This window comes from Pseudomonas sp. DCB_AW, from assembly GCF_026240895.1.
Classification (GTDB): domain Bacteria; phylum Pseudomonadota; class Gammaproteobacteria; order Pseudomonadales; family Pseudomonadaceae; genus Aquipseudomonas; species Aquipseudomonas kermanshahensis.
This window is the reverse complement of the sequence record NZ_JAPFCE010000005.1, coordinates 19,224-46,006: the sequence shown is the minus strand read 5'-3', so window position 1 is coordinate 46,006 and position 26,783 is coordinate 19,224. Positions and strand designations below refer to the sequence as shown.

Annotated in this window: 24 protein-coding genes; 4 read left to right on the top strand and 20 right to left on the bottom strand. The window is 60.7% G+C overall.

Annotation, left to right across the window (positions count from 1 at the left end; all coding sequences use genetic code 11):
• The first annotated feature begins 4 nt into the window (after positions 1–4).
• Complete coding sequence (gene fabB / locus OO306_RS05465) at positions 5–1,225, top strand: beta-ketoacyl-ACP synthase I (RefSeq protein ID WP_027592862.1); 1,221 nt, start codon at positions 5–7, stop codon at positions 1,223–1,225.
• A gap of 55 nt (positions 1,226–1,280) precedes the next feature.
• Here the strand turns inward: fabB and OO306_RS05460 are convergent, their stop codons facing one another.
• Positions 1,281–2,285: an amidohydrolase family protein gene (locus OO306_RS05460; RefSeq protein ID WP_186680723.1), complete on the bottom strand. Its 1,005-nt coding sequence runs from the start codon at positions 2,283–2,285 to the stop codon at positions 1,281–1,283.
• Positions 2,286–2,400: 115 nt separating this feature from the next.
• Here OO306_RS05460 and OO306_RS05455 point away from each other — a divergent pair, with 115 nt between their 5' ends.
• Positions 2,401–3,264: a pirin family protein gene (locus OO306_RS05455; RefSeq protein ID WP_265967951.1), complete on the top strand. Its 864-nt coding sequence runs from the start codon at positions 2,401–2,403 to the stop codon at positions 3,262–3,264.
• A 133-nt stretch (positions 3,265–3,397) separates the two neighbouring features.
• Here the strand turns inward: OO306_RS05455 and OO306_RS05450 are convergent, their stop codons facing one another.
• From OO306_RS05450 to OO306_RS05435, 4 genes are all read right to left on the bottom strand, one after another.
• On the bottom strand, positions 3,398–4,123 hold the full coding sequence (locus OO306_RS05450; protein ID WP_265967950.1) for a dienelactone hydrolase family protein: 726 nt from the start codon (positions 4,121–4,123) through the stop codon (positions 3,398–3,400).
• 64 nt (positions 4,124–4,187) lie between these two features.
• Complete coding sequence (gene htpG, locus OO306_RS05445; protein ID WP_027592866.1) at positions 4,188–6,092, bottom strand: molecular chaperone HtpG; 1,905 nt, start codon at positions 6,090–6,092, stop codon at positions 4,188–4,190.
• Positions 6,093–6,162: 70 nt separating this feature from the next.
• Positions 6,163–6,645 (bottom strand): PaaI family thioesterase, encoded by a 483-nt coding sequence (locus tag OO306_RS05440; RefSeq protein ID WP_027592867.1) that lies wholly within the window; start codon positions 6,643–6,645, stop codon positions 6,163–6,165.
• Positions 6,642–7,118: a PaaI family thioesterase gene (locus tag OO306_RS05435; RefSeq protein ID WP_265967948.1), complete on the bottom strand. Its 477-nt coding sequence runs from the start codon at positions 7,116–7,118 to the stop codon at positions 6,642–6,644. The genes OO306_RS05440 and OO306_RS05435 overlap by 4 nt, the downstream gene beginning before the upstream one ends.
• Positions 7,119–7,271: 153 nt before the next feature.
• Between OO306_RS05435 and OO306_RS05430 the strand changes: the two genes are divergently transcribed.
• A complete protein-coding gene (locus OO306_RS05430) occupies positions 7,272–7,547 on the top strand; it encodes a hypothetical protein (protein ID WP_027592869.1) in 276 nt (91 codons plus the stop codon).
• Between the two features lie 67 nt (positions 7,548–7,614).
• On the opposite strand, the gene OO306_RS05425 is transcribed toward OO306_RS05430, so the two are convergent.
• From OO306_RS05425 to sdhC, 11 genes are all read right to left on the bottom strand, one after another.
• Positions 7,615–8,364 carry a DUF599 domain-containing protein gene (locus OO306_RS05425; protein WP_099428721.1) on the bottom strand — a complete coding sequence of 250 codons (750 nt, stop codon included), beginning with the start codon at positions 8,362–8,364 and terminating at the stop codon, positions 7,615–7,617.
• Positions 8,365–8,587: 223 nt separating this feature from the next.
• Complete coding sequence (gene brnQ / locus OO306_RS05420; RefSeq protein WP_265967946.1) at positions 8,588–9,901, bottom strand: branched-chain amino acid transport system II carrier protein; 1,314 nt, start codon at positions 9,899–9,901, stop codon at positions 8,588–8,590.
• Between the two features lie 494 nt (positions 9,902–10,395).
• Positions 10,396–11,280: a succinate--CoA ligase subunit alpha gene (gene sucD / locus OO306_RS05415; RefSeq protein ID WP_003254203.1), complete on the bottom strand. Its 885-nt coding sequence runs from the start codon at positions 11,278–11,280 to the stop codon at positions 10,396–10,398.
• The gene (gene sucC / locus OO306_RS05410) at positions 11,280–12,446 is read right to left on the bottom strand and encodes an ADP-forming succinate--CoA ligase subunit beta (protein WP_008091914.1); all 1,167 of its coding nucleotides are present in this window, start codon (positions 12,444–12,446) and stop codon (positions 11,280–11,282) included. Before sucC ends, sucD begins: the two co-directional genes overlap by 1 nt.
• A gap of 172 nt (positions 12,447–12,618) precedes the next feature.
• Complete coding sequence (lpdA, locus tag OO306_RS05405; protein ID WP_027592872.1) at positions 12,619–14,055, bottom strand: dihydrolipoyl dehydrogenase; 1,437 nt, start codon at positions 14,053–14,055, stop codon at positions 12,619–12,621.
• A 93-nt stretch (positions 14,056–14,148) separates the two neighbouring features.
• On the bottom strand, positions 14,149–15,369 hold the full coding sequence (gene odhB / locus OO306_RS05400) for a 2-oxoglutarate dehydrogenase complex dihydrolipoyllysine-residue succinyltransferase (protein WP_027592873.1): 1,221 nt from the start codon (positions 15,367–15,369) through the stop codon (positions 14,149–14,151).
• A gap of 42 nt (positions 15,370–15,411) precedes the next feature.
• Positions 15,412–18,243 carry a 2-oxoglutarate dehydrogenase E1 component gene (locus tag OO306_RS05395; protein ID WP_027592874.1) on the bottom strand — a complete coding sequence of 944 codons (2,832 nt, stop codon included), beginning with the start codon at positions 18,241–18,243 and terminating at the stop codon, positions 15,412–15,414.
• A gap of 245 nt (positions 18,244–18,488) precedes the next feature.
• On the bottom strand, positions 18,489–19,193 hold the full coding sequence (locus OO306_RS05390; RefSeq protein WP_008091906.1) for a succinate dehydrogenase iron-sulfur subunit: 705 nt from the start codon (positions 19,191–19,193) through the stop codon (positions 18,489–18,491).
• A gap of 11 nt (positions 19,194–19,204) precedes the next feature.
• Positions 19,205–20,977 carry a succinate dehydrogenase flavoprotein subunit gene (sdhA, locus tag OO306_RS05385; RefSeq protein WP_027592875.1) on the bottom strand — a complete coding sequence of 591 codons (1,773 nt, stop codon included), beginning with the start codon at positions 20,975–20,977 and terminating at the stop codon, positions 19,205–19,207.
• Positions 20,978–20,980: 3 nt separating this feature from the next.
• Positions 20,981–21,349, bottom strand: a complete 369-nt coding sequence (sdhD, locus tag OO306_RS05380; RefSeq protein ID WP_027592876.1) for a succinate dehydrogenase, hydrophobic membrane anchor protein — start codon at positions 21,347–21,349, stop codon at positions 20,981–20,983.
• Complete coding sequence (gene sdhC, locus OO306_RS05375) at positions 21,343–21,729, bottom strand: succinate dehydrogenase, cytochrome b556 subunit (protein WP_077068487.1); 387 nt, start codon at positions 21,727–21,729, stop codon at positions 21,343–21,345. The genes sdhD and sdhC overlap by 7 nt, the downstream gene beginning before the upstream one ends.
• Positions 21,730–22,080: 351 nt before the next feature.
• Between sdhC and gltA the strand changes: the two genes are divergently transcribed.
• Positions 22,081–23,370, top strand: a complete 1,290-nt coding sequence (gltA, locus tag OO306_RS05370; RefSeq protein WP_027592878.1) for a citrate synthase — start codon at positions 22,081–22,083, stop codon at positions 23,368–23,370.
• A 233-nt stretch (positions 23,371–23,603) separates the two neighbouring features.
• On the opposite strand, the gene OO306_RS05365 is transcribed toward gltA, so the two are convergent.
• From OO306_RS05365 to OO306_RS05350, 4 genes are all read right to left on the bottom strand, one after another.
• A complete protein-coding gene (locus OO306_RS05365; protein WP_027592879.1) occupies positions 23,604–24,209 on the bottom strand; it encodes an START domain-containing protein in 606 nt (201 codons plus the stop codon).
• A 33-nt stretch (positions 24,210–24,242) separates the two neighbouring features.
• Complete coding sequence (locus tag OO306_RS05360) at positions 24,243–24,497, bottom strand: YkgJ family cysteine cluster protein (RefSeq protein WP_027592880.1); 255 nt, start codon at positions 24,495–24,497, stop codon at positions 24,243–24,245.
• 130 nt (positions 24,498–24,627) lie between these two features.
• Positions 24,628–25,104 (bottom strand): hypothetical protein, encoded by a 477-nt coding sequence (locus OO306_RS05355; protein ID WP_265968039.1) that lies wholly within the window; start codon positions 25,102–25,104, stop codon positions 24,628–24,630.
• Positions 25,105–25,165: 61 nt separating this feature from the next.
• Positions 25,166–26,608 carry a PLP-dependent aminotransferase family protein gene (locus OO306_RS05350; protein ID WP_027592882.1) on the bottom strand — a complete coding sequence of 481 codons (1,443 nt, stop codon included), beginning with the start codon at positions 26,606–26,608 and terminating at the stop codon, positions 25,166–25,168.
• Positions 26,609–26,783: the final 175 nt, after the last annotated feature.

Here is a 26,783-nt window from a genome sequence, read left to right as displayed (position 1 = left end):
TCGCATGCGCCGCGTCGTTATCACTGGTCTGGGCATCGTATCGTGCCTGGGCAATGACAAAGAGACCGTCACCGAAAACCTGCGTAACAGCCGTCCGGGTATCCGTTTCAACCCGGAATACAAGGAAATGGGGCTGCGCAGCCAGGTTTCCGGGTCGATCGACCTCAACCTCGAAGAACTGATCGACCGCAAGGTCTACCGCTTCGTCGGCCACGCCGCGGCCTACGCCTACCTGGCGATGCAGGACGCGATCAAGGACGCCGGCCTGACTGAAGAGCAGGTTTCCAACCCGCGTACCGGCCTGGTTGCCGGCTCCGGCGGCGCCTCGACCCTGAACCAGATGGAAGCGCTGGACACCCTGCGCGAGAAAGGCGTCAAGCGCGTCGGCCCATACCGTGTTACCCGCACCATGGGCAGCACCGTTTCGGCTTGCCTGGCCACGCCGTTCAAGATCAAGGGCCTGAACTACTCGATCTCCTCCGCCTGCGCCACCAGTGCACACTGCATCGGCACCGCGCTGGAGCAAATCCAGTGGGGCAAGCAAGACATCGTCTTCGCCGGTGGTGGTGAAGAAGAGCATTGGAGCCAGTCGTTCCTGTTCGATGCCATGGGCGCCCTGTCGACCAAGCGCAACGAAACCCCGGAACTGGCCTCGCGCGCCTACGACAACGACCGTGATGGCTTCGTCATCGCGGGCGGTGGCGGCATGGTGGTAGTCGAGGAGCTGGAGCACGCTCTGGCCCGTGGCGCCAAGATCTACGCCGAAATCGTCGGCTACGGCGCGACCTCCGACGGGTACGACATGGTTGCCCCAAGCGGCGAAGGCGCCATCCGCTGCATGCAGCAGGCGCTGTCCACCGTCGACACCCCGATCGACTACCTGAACACCCACGGCACCTCGACCCCGGTCGGTGATGTTGCCGAGATCAAAGGTGTTCGCGCCGTGTTCGGCGACAAGGCACCGAAGATCAGCTCGACCAAGAGCCTGTCGGGCCACTCGCTGGGCGCCGCTGGCGTGCACGAGGCGATCTACTGCCTGCTGATGATGGAAAACAACTTCATCGCCGGCTCCGCCAACATTGACGAACTGGACCCGGAGGTCGCCGACCTGCCGATCCTGCGTCAAACCGAAGAAAACGCCAAGATCGATACGGTCATGAGCAACAGCTTCGGCTTCGGCGGCACCAACGCTACCCTGGTGCTCAAGCGCTGGGAAGGCAAGTAAGGCCTTGAAGCAGTAATGAAAACGCCCCGACTGGTTCGGGGCGTTTTCTTTTGTGTTACCTAGCCTTGGGCAACACAGCCAGAAAATTATCCTTGGCCACCTTGTGCGCCACCGCCTCCGGCAACGCATCCAGAAACGGCTTGAACCCGTGCATCTGCTCGCCAAGGCTCCCAAACTTGCCCACCACATCCGACCCGAGCATGAACCGCTCCGGGTAACGCTCTACCAACGCCACCCAAGCCTTGCGCGGCACACCCTTGTCATCCAGCAGATAAGGCTCGAGCACGCTCCACGACAGGTCGACATACAGGTTCGGGTAATCCTCCAGCAAGCGCGTCAGCACCGGCAGCAGAAAGTCCATCTGCGTCTGATGCCGATGAATTTCCATGCTGCTGCCAGCATGCGCCCAGATGAAACGCGTGTGCGGGTGATTGCGCAGCGGCTCTTCGATTTCGGCCAGGTACAGTGGGTTGCGTTCACGCTTGGAGGTGATGTTGGAGTGCAGCAGCACTGGCAAGTCCCGCTCGGCCGCCAGGTGATAGATGCGGGTCATGGCCTCGTTGTTGGCGCGCGGGGTGTCACCGCTGGTCAACGCCGTCAGGTCGTCGTGGCGGGTGAACACCTCGCCAATGCCCTGCCAGAGCCCTGGGTAGAGATCGAGCATGCGCTCGATATGGCTGACCGCGTTCTTGTCCACCGGGTTGAAGCCGGTCAGAAACGGATGAAAGCGCTTGCGCTGCGCTGCGGGCAGTTCTTGCACCGCTGCCGCCACGTAGGTATCGGTCGCGCTGTACCAATAGGCATCGGCGTCGTCCCCGGCGTAGTAGCGCGGGCGCTTGGGTTCGTCCTCATGCCATTTCTTGGCCACCGGAATACCAGAAATCATCGACTGCTCGATGCCGGCTTCATCCATGGCCTTGATCAAGGCCGGCATGCCCTCCGTCTCCTGGAAAAAGTCGACGTAGTGCAGGTGGGCGTCACTGTAGCGGTAATCACGCGCCTGCGCCGACAGGCACACCCCTGCGCACAACAACGCGCCAGCCAGCATTCTGGCGATCATGGGCAGCTTCCTTCTCCTGGTTCGAACAGGGTAGACCGACCGCCAAGCGCAGCAGTTCAGCCCTGCCCGGCAAACCGCTATGCTTGGAGCACTTGCAACCTGCCTGGAGCCCCTCATGAGCAGCCCCGTGGTAATCCGCCCACGTGCCGAGTCGGTCGAGGGCCAGCCCATTTTGCGCCCGCTGCCCTCGGCCCAATGCCGCAGCGTCGGCCCGTTCGTGTTCTTCGACCATATGCTCGAAACAGACTACGCCCCAGGCCATGGCATGGACATACGCCAGCACCCGCATATCGGCCTGTCGACGCTGACGTACCTGTTCGAAGGCGAGATCCTGCACAAGGACAGCCTTGGCTCCGAACAGCACGTGAAGCCGGGCGATGTCAGCTGGATGACGGCAGGCAGTGGCGTGGCGCATGTCGAGCGCACCCCTGCCGGTGCACGTGCCCACGGCTCGCGCCTGCATGGCCTGCAGGTGTGGCTGGCGTCACCCCGCGCGCTCGAACAAGGCACACCCCATTACAGCCACCACCCAGCGGCTAGCCTGCCGGTGAGCGATAGCCTTGGTGTGCGCATCTGCATGATTGCGGGCAGTGGCTTTTGCCTGGAATCGCCGGTGCCCGTGCTCTCCCCTACCCTTTACGCGCATGTGCAGATGCAGCCCGCCACTGCATTGCGGGTACCTGATGAGCCAGTGCAACGGGCGCTCTACCTGCTGGATGGCGAGTTGATGCTCAATGATGAGGAGGTTGAGCCATGCAGCCTGGTGGTACTGCCCGAGGGTGAGCAGATGACATTGTATGCAGAGGGTGAATGCCAGCTGGTGTTGATCGGCGGCGAGCCACTGGATGGGCCGCGGCGGATGAACTGGAATTTCGTGGCGAGCGATCCGACCTTGATCGAGCAGGCCAGGGTGAGGTGGGCTGCGGGGGATTGGCCAAAGGTACCGGGGGAGACCTCGCGGATCGAGTTACCAAGATAAATGGGGGGCCGCTTTGCGGCCCAATCGCTGGCAAGCCAGCTCCCACAGGTGCGGCGCTAGACTTGGAGGCTACACAGTTCGGGTGGGAGCCGGCTTGCCGGCGAAAGGGCCGCGCAGCAGCCCCCATGCACTGTCAGCGCTGGAACACTTCAGTCAGCAGATTGTGCATCGAGCGGAACGCCCGCTCCGATGTCTTGCGGTCGTACTGCATCTTGCCCGGTACATTGGCATTCGGGTCAGTGAACGAGTGCACCGCGCCACCGTAGCTCAGCAGCTGCCAATCGACCTTGGCCGCGTTCATCTCCTCCTCGAACGCCGGCAGTTGCGCCTTCGGCACCAGCGGGTCCGCTGCGCCGTGCAACACCAGCACCGAGCCCTTGATACGCTTGGCATCTTCAGGATTCGGGGTGTCCAGCGTGCCATGGAACGACACCGCCGCCTTCAGGTCGGCGCCCGCACGCGCCAGCTCCAACGCACAGCAACCGCCGAAGCAGAAGCCGAAGGTGGCCACCTTGCCAGGCTCCAGCAATGCCTTCGACTGCGCCAGCAACTGCGACAGCGCTTCATTCATGCGCTTGCGCAGCTCGGTGCGGTCGTTCTTCAGTGGCATCATCGCCACACCTGCCTCATCGGCATTGGTCGGCCGCACCGACTGCCCATAGAGATCGGCAATCAGCACCACATAGCCCTTCTCGGCCACTTCCTTGGCAATGCGCTCGGCACCTTCGCCAATACCCATCCAGTTCGGCGCCATCACCAGGCCAGGCTTAGGTAGCGCACCGGGCTCATGGACCAGACGGCTTTCATACGTTTTGCCGGACAGGTGATAAACCAGCGATTCGACGATTACCTTGCTCATCAAGCACTCCTTAAGGCTTCACCATGAAAAAAGCCCGCCGAAGCGGGCTTTCCTTTGCATCAACTCAAGCAGATAGCTCGACCAGCAGCTTGTTCAGGCGACGAACGTAGGCCGCCGGGTCTTTCAAGCTGTCACCGGCCGCCAGGGCCGCCTGATCGAACAGGATGTGCGACAGCTCGGCGAAGCGGTCTTCGCTCTGCTCGTTATCCAGCTTCTCGATCAGCGGGTGGGTCGGGTTGAACTCGAAGATCGGCTTGGAATCCGGCACCTTCTGCCCGCTGGCTTCGAGGATCTGACGCATCTGCAGGCCCAGGTCCTGTTCGCCGATGGCGAGGATAGCCGGCGAGTCGGTCAGGCGGTGGGAAACACGCACCTCGGCAACGCTTTCACCCAGCGCGCCTTTCAGGCGCTCGACCAGGCCTTCCTTGTCTTTAGCGACTTCTTCCTGAGCCTTCTTGTCTTCCTCGGAGTCCAGCTTGCCCAGGTCCAGGTCGCCGCGGGCAACGTCGACGAAGCTCTTGCCGTCGAACTCGTTGAGGTAGCTCATCAGCCACTCATCGATACGGTCGGTCAGCAGCAGGACCTCGATGCCTTTCTTGCGGAAGACTTCCAGGTGCGGGCTGTTCTTGACCTGCGCGTAGGTCTCGCCGGTGAGGAAGTAGATCTTGTCCTGGCCTTCCTTGGCACGGGCCAGGTAGTCGGCCAGGGCGACGCTCTGCTCACCGCTGTCGTCATGGGTGGAAGCGAAGCGCAGCAGGCCTGCGATCTTCTCTTTGTTGGCGAAGTCCTCGGCCGGGCCTTCCTTCAGCACCTGGCCGAAGTTTTTCCAGAAGCCCTTGTACTGCTCAGGCTCGTTCTTCGCCAGCTTCTCCAGCATGTCCAGCACGCGCTTGGTCAGCGCAGTCTTCATCGAATCGATGATCGGGTCTTTCTGCAGGATCTCGCGCGACACGTTCAGCGACAGGTCGTTGGAGTCGACCACGCCCTTGATGAAGCGCAGGTACAGCGGCAGGAACGACTCGGCCTGGTCCATGATGAACACGCGCTGCACATACAGCTTCAGGCCACGCGGTGCTTCACGCTGGTACAGGTCGAACGGCGCGCGGGCCGGCACGTACAGCAGCGAGTTGTATTCGAGCTTGCCTTCGACCTTGTTGTGGCTCCAGGCCAGCGGGTTCTCGAAGTCATGGCCGATGTGCTTGTAGAACTCCTGGTACTCCTCGTCCTTGATTTCGGTACGCGGACGGGTCCACAGGGCGCTGGCGCGGTTGACGGTTTCCCATTCCTCGGCGGGCTGTTCTTCGCCTTCGGCAGCGGCTTGCTCCTTCGGCAACTGGATCGGCAGGGCAATGTGGTCGGAGTACTTCTTGACCAGGTTGCGCAGGCGCCAGCCATCAGCAAACTCCTGCTCGTCCTTCTTCAGGTGCAGGACGATGCGGGTACCGCGCTCTGGCTTGTCGACGGTTGCGACTTCGAACTCGCCCTCGCCTTTCGACGACCAGTGCACACCCTCGGAGGCTGGCTGGCCAGCACGACGGCTGTAGACGTCGACCTTGTCAGCCACGATGAAGGCCGAATAGAAGCCCACACCGAACTGACCGATCAGGTGCGAGTCCTTCTTCTGGTCACCGGTGAGGTTCTTCATGAAGTCGGCGGTGCCGGACTTGGCGATGGTACCCAGGTGGGTGATGACGTCTTCGCGGCTCATGCCAATGCCGTTGTCGTCGAGCGTGATCGTACCGGCGTCCTTGTCGAAGCTCAGCCGAATGCGCAGATCCGCGCCGCCTTCGAGCAGTTCCGGCTTGGCCAAGGCCTCGAAGCGCAGCTTGTCAGCGGCGTCGGAGGCATTGGAAACCAGCTCACGCAGGAAGATTTCCTTGTTGGAATACAGCGAGTGAATCATGAGGTGCAGCAGCTGCTTTACCTCGGTCTGGAAGCCCAGGGTTTCCTTTTGTGTTTCCACACTCATGGTCTTCAAAACTCCGATCAGATGACAGTGGGCGCCTGGCAGCCGGTTCGGCCTGCGTTAATGGCGGATGTCATGCAGATGGGGGCTGCCCAGACGATTTCAAGGGCTTTTCCGGTTCGATCTTGAAATGCGCCCGCGCAGTGGCAATTGGCGACTGCCGATCACCCTGCCAGGCGGTGATGGCGACATTGGTCACCCGCCGCCCCTGGCGCCACAGCTGGCACTGGGCATACGTGTCGCGAAAATGCCCGGCGCGCAGGTAGTCGATGGAGAAGTCGATGACCTTGGGAATGCTCGCACTCTCGCTGAAGATCAGCAGATACAGCGCTGCGGAAAGCTCCATGAAGCCTGCGATCACCCCGCCGTGGATCGCGGGCAGTAAAGGGTTACCAATGTTGTCTGCACTGGCGGGCAGGCGAAACAACAGGTCCTCGCCCTCGCGCTCGCATTCGATGCCGATCAAGCCAGCATAGGGAATCAACGCCAGCAGGGGCCGGTAGTCACCGACCGCATGGGCCGCATTGAGCTGTTGACGGATTTCGAGCGGGATCATGCATCACCTTCCTTGAGCCGGTTGCCAAAGCCGAGGCCGCCCTTGACTTGCGGCCCCAGGCGCATGAATGTGCCCACCACCTGGCAGATCGGCCGGCCGGGGTCGTCCTGGTAGGCGCTGCCACGGGTGAAGATCACATCCCGGGTAACCCGATAACACTGGGCGTGGCCAAAGATGTCCTTGCCGGATTCGGCCGCGTGCATGTAGTCGATGCGCAGGTCCAAGGTCGGGCACACCTCGAATCGCGGCAGTGCACACAGGGTGGCCATGCCGCAGGTGGTGTCCAGCAACGTGGTCAGCGCCCCGCCGTGCACCGCGCCGGTTTGCGGGTTGCCGACGATCGCAGGCGACCACGGCAGGATCAACGTCATGCCGTCGGCGTCGGCATGTGCCACGCGCATGTGCAACAACTGACAATGCTTCAAGGCCGACAGAAAACGTTCGGCCATGGCCATCAAGCTTGAATCGCTCATCGCAAGTTCCCGGGCCGCTGATGCAACGGCATAAAAACGTTAAAAAGTCTATATAGAACGGGGGGTTATATATCTGTAACCTTCGCGGAACTTCTTCCGCGTAGTTGCACTCGAAGGAACAAGTCACTTATTCCACCAAGGAGATACACCCCCATGCGTAAACCTTTTGCTTTTGCTCTCATGCTGGCTGCTACCATGGGCCTGGCCGCTTGCGATAAAGCGAGCGAAGATAAAGCCCAGGACGCGCAGCAACACGCTGAGCAAGCCCAGGAAAAGATGGGCGAAGCTCAGGATAAGATGAACGAAGCCGCCAAGGAAAACGCCGAAGCCGCCAAAGATCAGGCCGAAGCGCAGCAGAAGGCAGCTGAAGAAGCCGCTCCGTCGACGGAAGCAGCACCTGCTACTCCGGCCGAACCTGCCAAGCAGTAATCGGCGCGTACAAAAAAACCCGACAATGTCGGGTTTTTTTGTATCTGCAGTTTAAAGATTAAACGTTTCAGGCACCGGAAACGGAACTTTCTTTAGCGGCATCAATCGGCGCACTTTCCGTGGGCGTGTACACCATCACATCCAGCACATCGGAATGGAACTCGCGGCGGTACAGAATCAGCACTACGCCGACACTCATGCCCATAAATAACCACGGGCTGATAAACCAGCTCAACATGGCCATGCCAAAGTAATAAGCGCGCAACCCGAAGTTGAACTGGTTGGCCGCCAGCGACAGCACCCTCGCCGCCCGTGAGGCAAATGCCTTGCGTTCCAGTTCATTGACCAGGCGCTCACCAATCATTGGCGCAGAGCCGACCAGCACGGCTGCAAAGTTGTACTGGCGCATGCACCAGCTGAAGGTGAAAAAGGCATAGACGAACACGGTCGCCAGGCACAGCAGCTTGATTTCCGACATGCCCTGGGACGCCTGCTGCACCAAGGGCAGGTCAGCCAGCAGCGACAACGCCCGGTCCGAAGCGCCGAGCACAGTCAGAATGCCAGCAAGAATGATCAGGGTGCTGGAGGCAAAAAACGAGGCATTGCGCTCCAGGTTGCCGATCACGCTGGCGTCAGCAATGCGGTTGTCGCGCAGCAGCATGCGGCGCATCCAGTCTTCACGGTACAAGTGCAGCACGCTGGCCAGGCAGGCGGTGTCGCGGCCTTTCCAGATGGCATAGCGGGTATAACCGCCCCAGCAGGCGACAAACCAGGCGATTGCCAGCAGGTTGTTGAGATTGCTTTGAATGAAGTTCATGCAGGTTTCCCGAAAGCCAGGTGCACAAGAGTAGAGACCGCATTTCGACGCCCGCAAGCCCGGAAAGACACACCGCTGTCACAAATTGTTTTTGCCTGCCCAGCCCATCGCCGGTGCACACAAACAAAAACCCCGCGCCCTTTCGGACGCGGGGTTTTCAGGTGAGAACCGCTGGCAGGCACCCTACGGCTTGTGGCCGGTGCCGCCCTCAGGCTTCAACCTATCAAGCCAGCGCTTCGCGCGGCTTGCCCAGCATGCGGTCGCAGACCACGGCAGCGGCCAGGGTGACCACCGACGGCACCAGCCAGGCCAGGCCTTGATCGCTCAGCGGCAGGTGTGCAGCGGCGTCCGGCAGGACATGCGCCAGGCTGCTGCCTTTGATCGCGTCGACAATACCGAACACCAGCGACACCAGCATGACCGGCGCAAGAATGCGCGTTGGCGAGTTCCACAGGTCCTTCACGAAGCTCAGGCCCACCACCACGATGCATGGCGGGTAGATCGCCGTAAGCACCGGGATCGAGAACATGATCAGCTTGGTCAGGCCCAGGTTGGAAATCAGCAGCGAGAAGCCCGCCAGGATCACCACCAGTGCGCGGTACGACAGCGGCAGAATCTGGCTGAAGTACTCGGCGCACGCGCAGGTCAGGCCAACCGCGGTCACCAGGCACGCCAGGGCGATCAGCACGGCCAGGAAGCCGCTGCCCAGCGAACCGAAGGTGTGCTGCACGTAGGCATGCAGTACGGCTGCGCCGTTGGTAGCGTCAGCCGCGATTTCGTGGCTGCCGGCACCCAGGCGGAACAGGCTGATGTACACCAGTGCGAGGCCCACACCCGCGATCAGGCCGGCGATGATGGCATAGCGGGTGATCAGCTTCGGCGATTCGACACCGCGCGAGCGGATGGCATTGACGATGACGATACCGAAGACCAGCGCGCCCAGGGTGTCCATGGTCAGGTAACCATCGGAGAAGCCCTTGGAAAACGCCGCGACGGCATAGGCCGGTTGCGCTTCACCAATGGTGCCGGCAGGCAGCGCGAACGCTGCGATGCCCAGCACGGCCAAGGCGATGATCTTCAGCGGTGCAAGGAAACGCCCCACGGTATCGAGCAGTTTGCCCGGATACATGGACACCGCGAGCACCACGATGAAATACACCAGGCTGTAGATGAACAATGCCAACGGGCTTTCACCGGTCAACGGCGCCACACCGACCTCGAACGACACGGTCGCGGTACGCGGCGTCGCGAACAGCGGGCCAACCGACAGGTAGCACACGGCGGCCAGCAGGCCACCGAAGAACTTGCCGATCGGGCTGCTCAGGGCATCCATGCCGCCACCGACCTTGGCCAGCGCGACCACGGTGATGACGGGTAGGCCCACGGCGGTCACCAGGAAGCCAAGGGCCGCCATCCACACGTGCGGGCCAGACTGCAGACCGACGATAGGCGGGAAGATGATATTGCCGGCGCCCACGAAAAGCGCAAACGTCATAAAGCCAAGCGCCAGGATATCCTGGCCTTTTAGAACTTTCATTTAAGGTAGTACCACACTGCTGAAATCGGGATTCGAGAGGGGATTTCCCTATGGATGAGGGAAATGCTGCCCGGCTTGGTGAGCCAGACCCGTTTAGCGTGTCGTTCCCTTTTGGGGGACGGGCACAGAGTGAACGCGTAGATTAACTGTTTTAGCAGTTAAACGCACTGGCACAGTGCTGCTTGTCCGATGTGCGTATGTGTTTGTCGTCTGTGCGACCGGGGACGGGGTAATTATCGCAGCGCGGCGGAAAGTGTCTGTGTGAAAATCCCTATCAAACCCATCGAAAAACCCACTTCATGCCTCTCCCCTTGTAGGAGCAGCCTTGTGCTGCGAAGGGGCCAGTGTGGGCAATAGAGATTCAGGGTGGCTGCACCGGCCTCTTCGCAGCACAAGGCTGCTCCTACAGAATCGGCTAGCTGTGGATTGCCGCAACCCGTAAACGACAAAGGCCACCCGAAGGTGGCCTCTGTGCGCGTGGGGGGTGAAGCGTATTACTTCTTGGCTTCCCAGCCAGTCAGCTCGGCCAGGGCCTTGCCGATGTCGGCCAGCGAACGCACGGTTTTAACACCTGCGTCCTGCAGCGCAGCGAACTTCTCGTCCGCAGTGCCTTTGCCGCCAGAGATGATGGCGCCAGCGTGGCCCATGCGCTTGCCCGCAGGTGCGGTAACACCAGCGATGTAGGAAACGACAGGCTTGGTGACGTGGGCCTTGATGTAGGCCGCGGCTTCTTCTTCAGCCGAACCGCCGATCTCACCGATCATGACGATCGCTTCGGTCTTCGGGTCTTCCTGGAACAGCTTCAGGATGTCGATGAAGTTGGAGCCTGGGATCGGGTCACCGCCGATGCCGACGCAGGTCGACTGGCCGAAGCCGGCGTCGGTGGTCTGCTTAACGGCTTCATAGGTCAGGGTGCCGGAACGCGAAACGATACCGACCTTGCCTGGCAAGTGAATGTGACCTGGCATGATGCCGATCTTGCACTCGCCTGGGGTGATGACGCCTGGGCAGTTAGGGCCGATCAGGGTAACGCCCAGCTCGTCGCACTTGACCTTGGCATCCAGCATGTCCAGGGTAGGAATGCCTTCGGTGATGCAGACGATCAGCTTGATGCCGCCGAAGGCCGCTTCCAGGATCGAGTCTTTGCAGAACGGAGCCGGAACGTAGATGACCGAAGCATCAGCGCCAGTCGCTTCCACAGCTTCCTTGACGGTGTTGAACACCGGCAGGCCCAGGTGGGTGGTGCCACCCTTGCCTGGGGTAACGCCGCCGACCATCTTGGTGCCGTAGGCGATGGCTTGTTCGGAGTGGAAAGTACCCTGCGAGCCGGTGAAGCCCTGGCAGATGACTTTGGTGTCTTTATTGATCAGGACGCTCATTACTTGCCCTCCGCAGCTTTGACAACTTGTTGAGCAGCGTCGGTCAGGCTGGTTGCCGCAATGATGTTTAAACCGCTTTCTGCCAGTACTTTAGCGCCCAGTTCGGCGTTGTTGCCTTCGAGGCGAACGACGACCGGAACTTTAACGCCGACTTCTTTCACTGCACCGATGATGCCTTCGGCAATCATGTCGCAGCGAACGATGCCGCCGAAGATGTTGACCAGAACGGCCGCGACATTGCTGTCGGACAGAATGATCTTGAAGGCTTCGGTAACGCGCTCTTTGGTAGCACCACCACCTACGTCGAGGAAGTTGGCTGGCTTGCCGCCGTGCAGGTTGACGATGTCCATGGTACCCATGGCCAGGCCGGCACCGTTGACCATGCAGCCGATGTTGCCTTCTAGGGCCACGTAGTTCAGCTCGAAGCTGGCAGCGTGGGCTTCACGAGGATCGTCCTGCGACGGGTCGTGGAAGGTTTTCAGCTTAGGCTGACGGTACATGGCGTTTGCGTCGATGTTGATCTTCGCATCCAGGCAGTGCAGGTCGCCGTCGGCCTTGATGACCAGCGGGTTGACTTCCAGCAGGGCCAGGTCGTGTTCTTTGAACAGCTTGGCCAGGCCTACGAAAATCTTGGCGAACTGTGCAACTTGCTTGCCTTCCAGACCCAGCTGGAATGCCAGTTCACGACCCTGGAACGGCTGAGCGCCGACCAGCGGATCGATAGTAGCCTTGATGATCTTCTCAGGAGTTTCGTGAGCGACTTTCTCGATGTCCACGCCACCTTCGGTGGAAGCCATGAACACGATGCGGCGGCTCGAGCGATCGACTACAGCGCCCAGGTACAGCTCTTTGGCGATGTCAGTGCAGGATTCGACCAGGATCTTGGTCACTGGCTGACCGTTGGCGTCGGTCTGGTAGGTTACCAGGCGCTTGCCCAACCATTGCGCAGCGAACGCCTTGGCGTCTTCCTTGCTGCGAACCAGCTTGACGCCGCCCGCTTTACCGCGACCACCTGCGTGAACCTGGGCTTTAACAACCCACTCGGAACCGCCGATCTTGTCGCAAGCTTCTGCTGCAGCTTCAGGGGTATCGACAGCGAAACCCTTGGAAACTGGCAGGCCGTATTCAGCGAACAGCTGCTTACCCTGATACTCGTGAAGATTCATGCTTTTTACCGTCTTCGTTAGGTACTGCGCTTCGGCGCTGCGCCATTGCTGGCGCCGCACCACCTGTGACCGTTAACCCCGGGTTATCCCGTGTAGTCCGATCCGGCGGACTTTCCGCGGTGAGTCATGCACGCAAGACTCACGACGGGCAGCCCGCCGTGGTTTCTTATAATTAACGCTTCTTACGGTTGGCCACGTGAATGGCGCCGCCATTCACTGCCAGCGCTGCTTCATGCAACGCTTCGGACAGGGTTGGATGGCTGAAGACCATCATGCCCAGATCCTCGGCACTGGTGCCGAATTCCATTGCGATTGCGCCCTGCTGTACCAGTTCGGCAGCCGATGGGCCAATCACATGCACACCCAGTACGCGGTCGGTCTTGGCGTCAGCGATAACCTTGACGAAACCACCGGTGTCGTTGGCTGCCATCGCACGGCCGCTGGCCGCGAACGGGAAGGTGCCTACGTTAACCTCAACACCCTCGGCCTTCAAGGACTGTTCGGTCTTGCCGACCCACGCGATTTCCGGGTGGGTGTAGATAACCGATGGGATCAGGTCGTAGTTCATCTGGGCCTTGTGGCCTTTGATGCGCTCGACAACCATGATGCCCTCTTCCGAGGCCTTGTGCGCCAGCATCATGCCACGTACCACGTCACCGATGGCGAACACGCCCGGAACGCTGGTAGCGCAGTGATCGTCGACGAAGATGTAGCCACGTTCGTCGATGGTGACGCCGCTGTCGGAAGCCAGCAGATCAGTGGTCACTGGACGACGGCCGACCGCAACGATCAGCTTGTCGAAGGTGATCTTCTGTTCGCCTTCGGCATTGGTGTAAGTCACTTCGACTTCGTTGCCGTTGACTTTCGAGCCGGTGACGCGAGCGCCCAGCTTGATGTCCAGGCCTTGCTTGGTCAGGGTCTTCTGGGCTTCTTTCGACACGGCGGTGTCGGCAGCCATCAGGAAGGTGTCCAGAGCTTCCAGGACGGTGACTTCGGCGCCCAGGCGAGCCCATACAGAGCCCAGCTCCAGGCCGATCACGCCAGCACCGATCACACCCAGACGCTTTGGAACCGATTGGAATTCCAGGGCGCCGGTGGAGTCGACGATGACGTTCTGGTCGACCGGAGCCGGCGGAATGTCGATCGGACGCGAGCCGGAGGCCAGGATCACGTTGTCGGCTTCGATGATTTCGGTGGTGCCGTCAGCTTTGGTGACTTCGACTTTCTTGCCGGCCAGCAGTTTGCCGTGGCCCTGGATCGAAGTAACGCCGTTAGCCTTGAACAGGGTAGCAACGCCACCGGTCAGGTTCTTGACGATGCCAGCCTTGCGGCCAACCATCGCGGCGACGTCCATCTTCACTTCGCCAGTGGAGATACCGTGGACGTTGAAGCTCTCTTTGGCTTCCTTGTACTTCCAGGAGCTGTCCAGCAGCGCCTTGGACGGAATGCAACCTACGTTCAGGCAGGTGCCGCCCAGGGCCAGTTTGCCCTCGGCGTCGGTGTATTTCTCGATACAGGCAGTCTTCAGACCAAGTTGGGCAGCCTTGATGGCAGCCACATAGCCGCCAGGACCTGCACCAATCACCACTACGTCGAATTTCTGGGTCATAAAAGATTCCTTATCAGCTACAAGCTACAAGCCGCGAACCGCGCGGCCCCGCCTCTTTCGAAGCCAGGGGCCGAACGGTACGCAGCCAGAGGGTTAGATGTCCAGCAGCAGGCGAGACGGATCTTCCAGCAGGTTCTTGATGGTGACCAGGAAGGTTACCGCTTCCTTGCCGTCGATCAGGCGGTGATCGTACGACAGCGCCAGGTACATCATCGGGCGGATGACCACTTGACCATTGATGGCCATCGGGCGCTGGATGATGTTGTGCATGCCGAGAATGGCAGCCTGCGGCGGGTTGACGATCGGGGTCGACATCATCGAACCGAAGGTACCACCGTTGGTGATGGTGAAGGTGCCGCCGGTCATTTCTTCGATCGACAGTTTGCCATCACGGGCCTTCTTGCCGAAGGTGGCGATGCCGTTCTCGATTTCAGCCAGGCTCATCGACTCGGCGTTACGCAGCACCGGTACTACCAGGCCACGGTCGCTGGAGACGGCAACGCCGACGTCGGCGAAACCGTGGTAGACGATGTCGTTGCCGTCGATCGAGGCGTTGACAGCCGGGAAGCGCTTCAGGGCTTCGGTGGCAGCCTTGACGAAGAACGACATGAAGCCCAGGCGTACGCCGTTGTGGGTCTTCTCGAACAGGTCCTTGTACTTCGAACGCAGGGCCATGACTTCGGTCATGTCGACTTCGTTGAAGGTGGTCAGCATCGCCATGTTGGACTGGGCTTCGACCAGACGCTCAGCGATCTTGGCACGCAGACGGGTCATCGGCACGCGCTTCTCGGTGCGATCGCCAGCGGCGGTCACAACCGGGGCAGCAGCGGCAGCGGCAGGCTTGGCAGCCGGCGCAGCAGCAGGTGCAGACTTCTTGTTGGCGACTGCAGCGACAACGTCTTCCTTGGTGACGCGACCGCCTTTGCCGGTGCCGGCAACGGTAGCCAGGTCGATGCCGTTCTCTTCAGCCAGCTTGCGTGCGGCAGGCGCGGCAACCGGGTCGTCTTCGCCAGCATCGGCGGCAGCGGCAGCCGGGGCAGCAGCGGCCGGAGCAGCAGCAGGCGCAGCGGCAGCGCCACCTTCAACGATCGAACCCAGCAGCTCGTCGGACAGGACGGTATCGCCCTCGCCCTTGACGATGTCGCCCAGCACGCCATCAGCAGTGGCCAGGACTTCCAGGACGACTTTGTCAGTCTCGATGTCGACGATCAGCTCGTCACGCTTGACGGCGTCGCCCGGCTTCTTGTGCCAGGTGGCAACGGTGCCGTCGGCGACCGATTCCGGGAAGGTTGGGGCTTTGATCTCGATAGCCATTATCAGTGTTTCCTTAAATTCGGTTTCAGGTGCGCGAAGGCGTTAAACAGTGAAGGCGTCTTGCAGCAGTTTTTCCTGCTGTTCGGCGTGCTTCGAAGCGTAACCACAGGCTGGCGCGGCAGAGGCATCGCGGCCGGCGTATTCCAGGACCAGTGCCTTGTTGTGGCGGCCCAGGATACGGCGCATGTGGTGCTGGCTGCTGTACCAGGCGCCCTGGTTCATCGGCTCTTCCTGACACCAGACTGCATGCTTGAGGTTGGTGTACGGCGCCAGGATTTCGACCAGGTCGTCTTCCGGGAACGGGTACAGCTGCTCGATACGCACGATGGCGATGTCTTCGCGGCCTTCGGCACGGCGTTTTTCCAGCAGGTCGTAGTAGACCTTGCCGCCACACAGCACCAGGCGCTCGACCTTGGCCGGATCCTGGGTGTCGATTTCCGGGATCACGGTCTGGAACGAGCCTTCTGCCAGGTCTTCCAAGGTCGAGACGGCCAACTTGTGGCGCAGCAGCGACTTCGGCGTCAGGACGATCAGCGGCTTGCGCAGCGGACGGATGACCTGGCGACGCAGCAGGTGGTAGATCTGAGCTGGGGTGGTCGGTACGCACACCTGAATGTTGTGCTCGGCGCACAGCTGCAGGTAACGCTCCAGACGCGCGGAGGAGTGCTCCGGGCCCTGCCCTTCATAGCCGTGCGGCAGCAGCATGGTCAGACCGCACAGACGGCCCCACTTGTGCTCGCCGCTGGTGATGAACTGGTCGATCACCACTTGTGCGCCGTTGGCGAAGTCGCCGAACTGGGCTTCCCAGATCACCAGCGCGTTCGGCGTGGTGGTCGAGTAGCCGTATTCGAACGCCAGTACCGCTTCTTCCGACAGGAAGGAGTCGTACAGGTCGAAGCGCGGCTGGCCTGGGAACAGGTTCTGCAGCGGCACGTAGGTGCTGGCGTCCTTCTGGTTGTGCAACACCGCGTGGCGGTGCGAGAAGGTGCCACGGCCGATGTCCTGGCCGGTCATGCGGATCGGGTGACCTTCGAACTGCAGGGTGGCGTATGCCATGGTCTCTGCATAACCCCAGTTGATCGGCAAGCCACCGGCCTGCATCTTCTGGCGATCTTCGTAGATCTTCGACACCTGACGCTGAACCACGAAACCTTCTGGCAGCTCGAGCAGCTTGGCCGACAGGTCTTGCAGGGTCTTGAGGTCGAAGCGGGTGTCGTGACGCGCAGTCCAGGCATGGCCCAGGTACGGACGCCAGTCGACGAACAGCTCGCGGTTCGGCTCCTTGACCAGGCTCTTGACCACGTGCAGGCCGTTGTCCAGGGCGTTACGGTACTCGTCGATCTTGGCCTGAGCACGCTCGGCATCGATGCGACCGGCCTGGATCAGCGCTTCGGCATACAGCTCACGGGTGGTGCGCTGCTTGCTGATCTGCTGATACATCAGCGGCTGGGTACCGTTCGGCTCGTCGGCCTCGTTGTGGCCGCGGCGACGGTAGCAAACCAGGTCGATGACCACGTCACGCTTGAACTGCATGCGGTAATCGATGGCCAGCTGGGTCACGAACAGCACGGCTTCCGGGTCATCACCGTTGACGTGCAGGATCGGCGCCTGAATCATCTTGGCAACGTCGGTGGCGTACTCGGTGGAACGCGAGTCCAGCGGGTTGCTGATGGTGAAACCAACCTGGTTGTTGATCACGATGTGCACGGTACCGCCGGTCTTGAAACCGCGGGTCTGCGACATCTGGAAGGTTTCCATCACCACGCCCTGGCCTGCGAACGCAGCATCGCCGTGGATCGAGATCGGCAGCACTTTGTCGCCAACGGTGTCGTTGCGGCGGTCCTGACGGGCGCGCACCGAACCCTCGACCACTGGCGAAACGATCTCCAGGTGGGACGGGTTGAACGCCATGGCCAGGTGGACTTCGCCACCGGTGGTCATCACGTTGGAGGAGAAGCCCTGGTGATACTTCACGTCACCGGAGCCCAACTCGTTCATCTTCTTGCCTTCGAACTCGTCGAACAGCTCGCGCGGGTTCTTGCCGAAGGTGTTGACCAGCACGTTCAGACGGCCACGGTGGGCCATGCCGATCACGACTTCCTTGGTACCGTAGGAGCCGGAGCGCTGGATCATCTCGTCCAGCATCGGAATCAGGCTTTCGCCGCCTTCCAGGCCGAAACGCTTGGTGCCTGGGTATTTGGTGCCCAGGTACTTCTCAAGGCCCTCACCGGCCGTGACGCGCTCGAGCAGGTGAGCCTGCACGTCAGCGGAAAATTCCGGACGGCCGCGCACGCTTTCAAGGCGCTGCTGGAACCAGCTGCGCTGCTCGGAATCGACGATGTGGGTGAACTCGGCGCCAATGGTGCGACAATATGTCTTCTGGAGCGCCTCGGAGATCTCGCGTAGGCTCGCTTCCTCTTTGCCGATGAACAGGTCGCCGGCACGGAAGGTCGTATCAAGATCGGCATTGGTCAAGCCGTAGTGATTGATCGACAGGTCTACGGGCGCAGGGCGCTGCCACAACCCCAACGGGTCGAGCTTGGCAGCCTGATGGCCGCGCATACGATAGGCCTGGATCAGTCGCAGAACTTCAACCTGCTTCTTCTCGTGTTCACTGCTCACGCTCCCGGCGGATACCGGTTGGGCGCGGCGCTGGTTCTTTGCCAGCAGTACGAAATGGTCGCGGATTGTCGAGTGCGATACATCGGTAGCGGTGCTGCCGTCGGCTGGCAACTTCTGGAAGTAAGTGCGCCACTCTTCTGGCACAGCGTTAGGGTCGTGCAGGTAAAGCTCGTAGAGCTCTTCCACATATGCAGCGTTACCACCTGAAAGGTGGGCGCTTTCCCACATGCGCTGCATCACGCTTTCTTGCATGCTTGGTCACCCTCGGTTAGGGGACGATCGGCGAGAGCCACAGCAAACCTGGAAAAGTCCGAACACAGCGACTGAACCACGCCACTTGGATCTTGCTGATTTTCCGGGTACCAGCCCGGAAAGCCCCTGCTGGTCTCATATCTTCATAGGTAATGAGCGCGGGCTTTGTGGGCCCTTGCTCGAGTTTTACCTCAGTGCGGGCTCACCACCCGCACCTCGGCTTACTGCAGGTACAACGCTTTGAATCAGGTACCGCTTTGCAGCAGCATGTTACGTACGTGACCGATTGCCTTGGTTGGGTTCAGACCCTTAGGGCAAACGTTTACGCAGTTCATGATCCCACGGCAGCGGAAGACGCTGAACGGGTCATCCAGGGACGCCAGGCGCTCCTGGGTCTTGGTGTCACGGCTGTCGGCCAGGAAGCGATAGGCCTGCAGCAAGGCAGCGGGGCCCAGGAACTTGTCTGGGTTCCACCAGAACGACGGGCAAGAGGTCGAGCAGCAAGCGCACAGGATGCACTCGTACAGACCGTCCAGCTTGTCACGCTCTTCTGGCGACTGCAGACGCTCGATGGCCGGAGCCGGGGTGTCGTTCTGCAGGAACGGCTTCACCTTCTCGTACTGCTTGTAGAAGATGCTCATGTCGACGACCAGGTCACGAATGACCGGCAGGCCCGGCAGCGGGCGCAGCACCAGCTTGTTGCCCTTGACCACGCCCGACAGCGGGGTGATGCAGGCCAGGCCGTTCTTGCCGTTCATGTTCATGCCATCGGAACCGCACACGCCTTCACGGCAGGAGCGACGGTACGAGAAGCCCTCGTCCTTTTCCTTGATCAGTGCCAGTACGTCCAGGACCATCAGGTCCTTGCCGCCGGTATCGACGTCGAACGACTCCATCTTGGGCGCCGAGTCGGTGTCGGGGTTGTAACGATAAACTTCGACTTTCAACATAGCAGCCACCCTTAGTAAGTCCGGATTTTAGGCTCGAAGGCCGGCACGGTCTTCGGCGCAAAGTTGACGCCGCGCTTGGCAACGCGCTTCTCACCCGGGTAGTACAGGGTGTGGCACAGCCAGTTTTCGTCGTCACGGTCTTCGAAGTCTTCACGGGCGTGAGCACCGCGCGACTCTTTACGGGCTTCGGCCGCAATGGCGGTAGCTTCGGCAACTTCCAGCAGGTTCTGCAGCTCCAGCGCTTCGATACGCGCGGTGTTGAAGGCCTGGGACTTGTCGTTGATCTTCACGTTGGCGATGCGGTCACGCAGGCCAGCCAGCTGCTCGATACCCTTCTGCATGTATTCGCCAGTACGGAATACACCGAAGTAGTTCTGCATGCAGCTTTGCAGCTCGCGCTTCAGGCTTGCCACGTCTTCGCCAGTGGTGCGCTCGTTGAGCTTGTTCAGGCGGTTCAGGGCAACATCGACGTCGGTGTCGCTGGCATCGCGGTACTCGACGCCTTCGGTCAGCGCCTTCTCCAGGTGCAGGCCGGCAGCACGGCCGAACACGACCAGGTCGAGCAGCGAGTTACCGCCCAGGCGGTTGGCGCCGTGGACCGATACGCATGCCACTTCACCTACGGCGAACAGGCCCGGAATGATGTGGTCCTTGCCTTCAGCGTCCATGGTGATGGCCTGGCCATGAATGTTGGTGGCAACACCACCCATCATGTAGTGGCAGGTCGGCACGACCGGCACCGGCGCGACCACTGGGTCGACGTGGGCGAAGGTCTTGGACAGTTCGCAGATACCTGGCAGGCGGCTGTGCAGCACTTCCTCGCCCAGGTGGTCCAGCTTCAGCAGTACGTGGTCCTTGTTCGGGCCCACGCCGTTGCCGGCGATGATTTCTTTGACCATGGAACGGGCAACAACGTCGCGGCCGGCCAGGTCTTTCGCGTTCGGCGCGTAACGCTCCATGAAGCGCTCGCCGTGGGCGTTGATCAGGTAGCCACCCTCACCGCGGCAACCCTCGGTGACCAGTACACCGGCGCCGGCGATGCCGGTTGGGTGGAACTGCCACATTTCGATGTCCTGCACCGGCACACCGGCACGCAGGGCCATGCCGACACCGTCACCGGTGTTGATCAGGGCGTTGGTGGTCGAGGCGTAGATACGGCCCGCACCGCCAGTAGCCAGAACGGTGGCCTTGGACTTGATGTACAGGGTTTCGCCGGTTTCGATGCAGATGGCGATCACACCAACGAACGCACCGTCCTGGTTCTTCACCAGGTCAACGGCGTAGTACTCGTTGAGGAAGGTGGTGCCGGCTTTCAGGTTGCCCTGGTACAGGGTGTGCAGCAGCGCGTGACCGGTACGGTCGGAAGCGGCGCAGGTACGGGCAGCCTGGCCACCCTTGCCGAAGTCCTTGGACTGGCCACCGAACGGACGCTGGTAGATACGGCCGGTTTCGGTACGCGAGAACGGCAGGCCCATGTGGTCCAGCTCGAAGACCGCAGCCGGGCCTTCCTGACACATGTATTCGATAGCGTCCTGGTCACCGATGTAGTCGGAACCTTTGACGGTATCGTACATGTGCCAGCGCCAGTCATCGTTCGGGTCGGCCGAAGCGATGGCACAGGTGATGCCGCCCTGGGCGGATACAGTGTGCGAACGGGTCGGGAAGACCTTGGTCACTACGGCAGTCTTGTGACCACCTTGAGCCAGCTGCAGCGCTGCGCGCATGCCGGCGCCGCCGCCACCAATAATGATGGCGTCGAAGGAAATAGTTGGAATGCTAGCCATGGATCAGATACCCCAGAGAATCTGCACACCCCAGACGAAGTAAGCGAACATCGCAACGCCGCATACCGCCTGGAACAGGAAACGAATCGCAGTTGCCGACTTGCCGAACGCCATTGGCGTCAGGTAGTCGGTGGCAATGGTCCACATGCCGACCCAGGCGTGAGCGCCCAGGGCAACGAGGGCCAGCAGACTGAAGATCCGCATCGCGTTGTTGGAGAACAGACCGTGCCACTGGGCATAGTCGATACCTGGGTGGGCTACGACGTAACCGATCAGGAAGAGGAAGTAAGCCGCGAGAACGACCGCAGAGACGCGCTGTGCCATCCAGTCATAGAGGCCCGAACGCGACAGGTTCGTGACATTGGTTACCATACCCAAACTCCCACCAGAACGATCACCACCACGGAGATGACAATCACGATTTTCGAGCCCAGTTTGCCGCCTTCCAGCGTCTCACCGATGCCCATGTCCATGATCAGGTGGCGAACACCTGCCACCAGGTGATACAGCAGGGCGGACAGCAGGGCCCAGGTCACCAGTTTGGCCAGCGGACTGGTCAGACACGCCTTCACCTCACCGAAGCCTTCCTCGGAACCCAGGGACTTGCCCAATGCATAAAGCATGATGGCCAGGCCGAGGAACAGGATGACGCCGGAGATACGGTGCAGAATGGACGTGTACGCGGTGATCGGGAGCTTGATGGTCCTTAGGTCTAGGTTTACAGGTCGTTGGCTTTTCACGGCTTTTTTCACACTGAAGAGCCCCTAGCGAACAGGGCAAAGTTGTTGGTAAGTGTACTGGTCAGGTACCCACCACCCAGGGAACGGCGACCCCCAGCAGTTCGGGCTTGCAAGCCCCTGGCGGTCGGGTGCCGAGTATAGACAGTTAGGCTGCTTATGACAACGTGATGGGGTAGCCCAAATAGCGCATTGCCTTTAGCGAGCAAAAGGCGTAAATGGGCGACAATTTCGAGAAAAATCAGGCCTCAGGCCCCGTTTCAACCAGCCTTTAGGCAAATTGACATCTGAATTTATCCCTCTATAGTGGTGCGGGCCCTGCGTGGGGGGTCTGTCTGATGATTTCAAGCATTAATAGGAGGCCACATGGCTGACAAAAAAGCGCAGTTGGTCATCGAGGGCGCTGCCCCCGTCGAGCTGCCCATTTTAACCGGCACCGTTGGTCCTGATGTAATCGACGTCCGCGGGTTGGGGGCCACTGGTCACTTCACCTTCGACCCTGGTTTCATGGCGACTGCCTCGTGCGAGTCGAAGATCACCTACATCGACGGCGACAAGGGTATTCTGCTGCACCGCGGCTACCCGATCGAACAGCTCGCCGAACAATCGGACTACCTCGAAACCTGCTACCTGCTGCTCAACGGCGAACTGCCGAATGCCGAGCAGAAGGCCCAGTTCGTCAGCACCGTGAAAAACCACACCATGGTTCACGAGCAGCTGAAGTCCTTCTTCAACGGTTTCCGCCGCGACGCTCACCCAATGGCGGTGATGTGCGGTGTGGTCGGCGCCCTGTCGGCGTTCTACCACGACTCCCTGGACATCAATAACCCGCAACACCGCGAAATTTCCGCGGTGCGCCTGGTCGCCAAGATGCCGACCCTGGCCGCGATGGTTTACAAGTACTCCATGGGTCAGCCGATGATGTACCCGCGCAACGACCTGTCGTACGCGGAAAACTTCCTGCACATGATGTTCAACACCCCGTGCGAGATCAAACCGATCAGCCCGGTGCTGGCCAAGGCAATGGACCGGATCTTCATCCTCCACGCCGACCACGAGCAGAACGCCTCCACCTCCACCGTACGCCTGGCAGGCTCCTCGGGTGCCAACCCGTTCGCCTGTATCGCCGCCGGTATCGCCGCACTGTGGGGCCCTGCCCACGGCGGTGCGAACGAAGCCGTACTGACCATGCTCGATGAAATCGGCGATGTCTCGAACATCGACACCTTCATCGCCAAGGCCAAGGACAAGAACGATCCGTTCAAGCTCATGGGCTTCGGTCACCGCGTTTATAAAAACCGCGACCCACGCGCCACCGTGATGAAGCAGACCTGCGACGAAGTCCTGCGCGAGCTGGGCATCAAGAACGACCCGCAGCTGGAACTGGCCATGCGCCTGGAAGAGATCGCCCTCACCGATCCTTACTTCATCGAGCGCTCGCTGTACCCGAACGTCGACTTCTACTCGGGGATCATCCTCAAGGCGATCGGCATTCCGACCAGCATGTTCACCGTGATCTTCGCCCTGGCGCGTACCGTCGGCTGGATCTCGCACTGGAAAGAAATGCTCTCCAGCCCGTACAAGATTGGCCGCCCGCGCCAGCTGTACACCGGCGAGCAGAAGCGCGACATCGTCGCCCTGACCGACCGCAAGTAAGCTCCTCGAGCCGAACGCAAAAAGGCTGCCCTCGGGCAGCCTTTTTTATTTCCATCTTGCTCGAACCAATGCGGCGTCGCGGGAGCAATTGTCTTGCCTAAATTTTGAAAGTTTGCGCGATTACTGTGGGAGCGGGCTCGCCCCGCGAACACCGGCAAAGCCGGTGCCATGCACCGCGCGGCCCCATTCGCGGGACAAGCCCGCTCCCACAGAGGCCGAAGCCCGCCTGAACTTCAGTTTTTCTCAGCCCGCTCACGCAACCCTTTCAGGGTATTGAACGGCGCATCGACCACGAACTTGTTAGCCACCATCGCCGGTACACTGCCGCCCGGCTCGGTGTGCACCTGGTAGGTCACTTCTGTCGTGTCACCCTTGGGCACCAACTTCCAGAAGCCCTCGACTTTCGCCACCCGCACGAACCCCTTCTCCTCCGGGAGATAGGTCGGCTCTTCCTTCAGGTTACGCGTCAGGCTACCGTCCGCCTCCTTGACCGTGGTGATGTGCAGCACCGAGTCCCGCGGGGTGACCGGCCATGGCGTGTTGAACTGGGTGTAGGTCCAGCTCTGGTCACCTTCATGCTTGAGCAGCTTCTGCGACTTGCACTCATGAATCCAGGCACACGCCCCGGCTACGTCCTCTTGCAGCGCCTCGACCTTGGCCAGCGGCGCCTTGATCACGGTAACGCCGCGGTAGGCCTTGTACTTGGAGCCCGCCACTTCACTGGTGGAAACCTTGATCCCCTCCTCGTCCTTGGCCACCTGCCAGTTCTCGGCCCAGGCAGCGGGCGCCAACAACACACCCATGCCACACAGCAGTGCAATACGCTTGAACGATCTCATCATCTTTATCCTTATTGTCGAAGATCCAGCCTGTCACGCCGCCGTCATCTGCTCCCACCAACCGAGAATCCTGATTGCCTCATCGCGATCACTGCCGCACACCTCGATGTCTGCCTTGAACCCACCGCACACCGCCGGCCGCTCGGGTTTGCCGAACAGGTCGCAGAGGTTGTCGACGGTCAGGTGCAGGCAGCGCTCGCCGGCCGGCTTGCCTTGGGGCATGCGCGGCATTGCAGAGCTGATGGACGGGGCGATGCAGCAAGCACCGCAACCCTCACGGCAGTTCATGGTTATTCACCAAAATCAGGTCTCCCTGGAGCAAAACGGGACGAACGTCACCGGATAGTAACCGCTCAAACATGCGTTTGAAATTGCTGACCCGACGAAATATGCCGTGACCCAGCAGTCAGTTGCCTAACTATTGGCGGTACTCGAACTCGATTGCCGCCCCTTCCACATCGCGGCGGCTTTCATTGCGCAGTTGCAGCTGCATCTCGTTGCTGATCAAGCGGCCATTGAGCTGGAACGGGCTTTCATCGCTCTGTGGCTTTTCAGTGAACATGGCCGGCAGCAAAGGTTTGCGTCGCGTGGCCGAACTGCCCACATTCGGTTCAAGGTCGTTGACCATGTCGACAGGCAAACTCAGATCCAGCGCGGGCTTGGGCAACGGTGTAGCCACCGCCTTGCTGACCGGTTTGTGCGCCGTAAGCTTTTTGGCAGGCTTGGCAGCTTTGCCAGCCGCCTGTTTCGACACAGGCTTGGCCACCGGCTTTTTCACGGGTTTGGTTTGGGAAGCCTGCGCCTGGCCGGCAGGTTGCACAGCCTGGGCGACGCCGCTGAAACAGCAGATCGGCACCAGGCAAAAACTCAGAGCGATACAGCGCAACAGTTTCATGGACATCGGCAGTCAGGCTGGAAAATGCATATGCTCCCTGTTCCGCCTGCGCCTGACAAGCCTACAAAAGTGAACCTGTAGTCTCTCTGCACAATTGCTGGGCCAAAAGCCCCAGGGTAATCACCGCCCGCTCGGCCTCTTTGTTCCACGGGATGCCGCAGTTAAGCCGGATGCAGTGGTTGAATTGCTCGGTGTTACTGAAGATCAACCCCGGCGCGATACTGATGCCCTGCTCCAGCGCCCGCACATGCAGGTCTTGGGTATTGACCCGCCCCGGCAGGCTCACCCAGAGAATGAAACCGCCGGTAGGCCGGGTCATCTGCGTGCCTTCTGGGAAGTGCTGCTGCACCGCCAACTGGTAAGCACTGAGGTTCTTGCGGTACTCCTGGCGGATGTAGCGCAGGTGCCGGTCATAGCCGCCGTTTTCCAGGTAAGCGGCCACCCCCATCTGCGTCACGCTGCAGGCCGAATGGGTGGTGAAGGTCTGCAGGCGCTGGATTTCGTCCTGGTACCGCCCCGCCACCATCCAGCCGACACGCACCCCCGGCGACAAGGTCTTGGAAAAGCTCGAGCAGTAGATCACCCGGTCTAGCCGGTCGAACGCCTTCAGCGCCTTGGTCTTGCCTTGTTCGAACATCAATTCGCCATAGATGTCGTCTTCGACGATCTGGATATCGAAGTCCGAAGCCAGGCGCAGCAACTGTTTCTGCCGCTCCTCAGGGATGGTGCCGCCCAGCGGGTTGCTCAGGCGCGACGTCAGCACCAACGCCTTGATCGACCACTGATTGGCGGCCAACTGCAAGGCTTCCAGGCTGATCCCGGTGGACGGGTCGCTTGGAATTTCGATCACTTTCAGGCCCAGCAGGTCAGCCAACTGCAGCAAACCGTAGTAAGTCGGCGACTCGGCGGCGATCAAGTCCCCCGGGCGGGTCAGCACGCGCAGCGACATCTGCAAGGCATCGACGCAGCCATGGGTCACGATGATTTCACGCGGGTCGACCAGCACACCGGCATCGCGCATGCGGATGGCGATCTGTCGGCGCAGCGGCTCGAAGCCTGGGCTGAACATGTAACTGAACGCACGTGGGCTATGGAAGCGGGTCACTTTGGCAATCTGCTGATGCAGGGCGCGCACCGGCAGGTAATCCACATGAGGCACTGCAGCACCGAACGGAAACACGCCGTCGCGGCGCGCTTCGGTCAACACCTGCTGAATGATGCTGGCCCGGGTCACCAGGCCAGGGCGCTCTACCCGGGCGATATCCGGTGTTTGCGCGGTCAAGGCTGGGGTCTGGTGAACGTAGTAGCCCGACTGCGGGCGCGCGCGGATCAGCCCCTGGTCTTCAAGATTGGCATAGGCCTGCAGCACCGTGGCGTGGCTGACATTGAGCTGGGCGCTCATCTTGCGCACGGAGGGCACGCGCTCGCCCGGCTGGTAGACACCGCGGCGGATGTCCTCGGCCAGTTGCTGGGCGATACGCTGGTAAAGCAGCAGGTTGGTCATGGCGATATCTCGACGCGCGGACGGGCTCGTTATTGTTGTGCGACTCACTGACGGCAGAGAATACCGTAACAGTTGCGAAGTGTACTGGGACAGATTGCAGAATAGCCAACACTACAGTCGCGTGACAGTACCCCAGCGCAGGAACTCACCCACTCACCGATAATCGGTGTAGGAG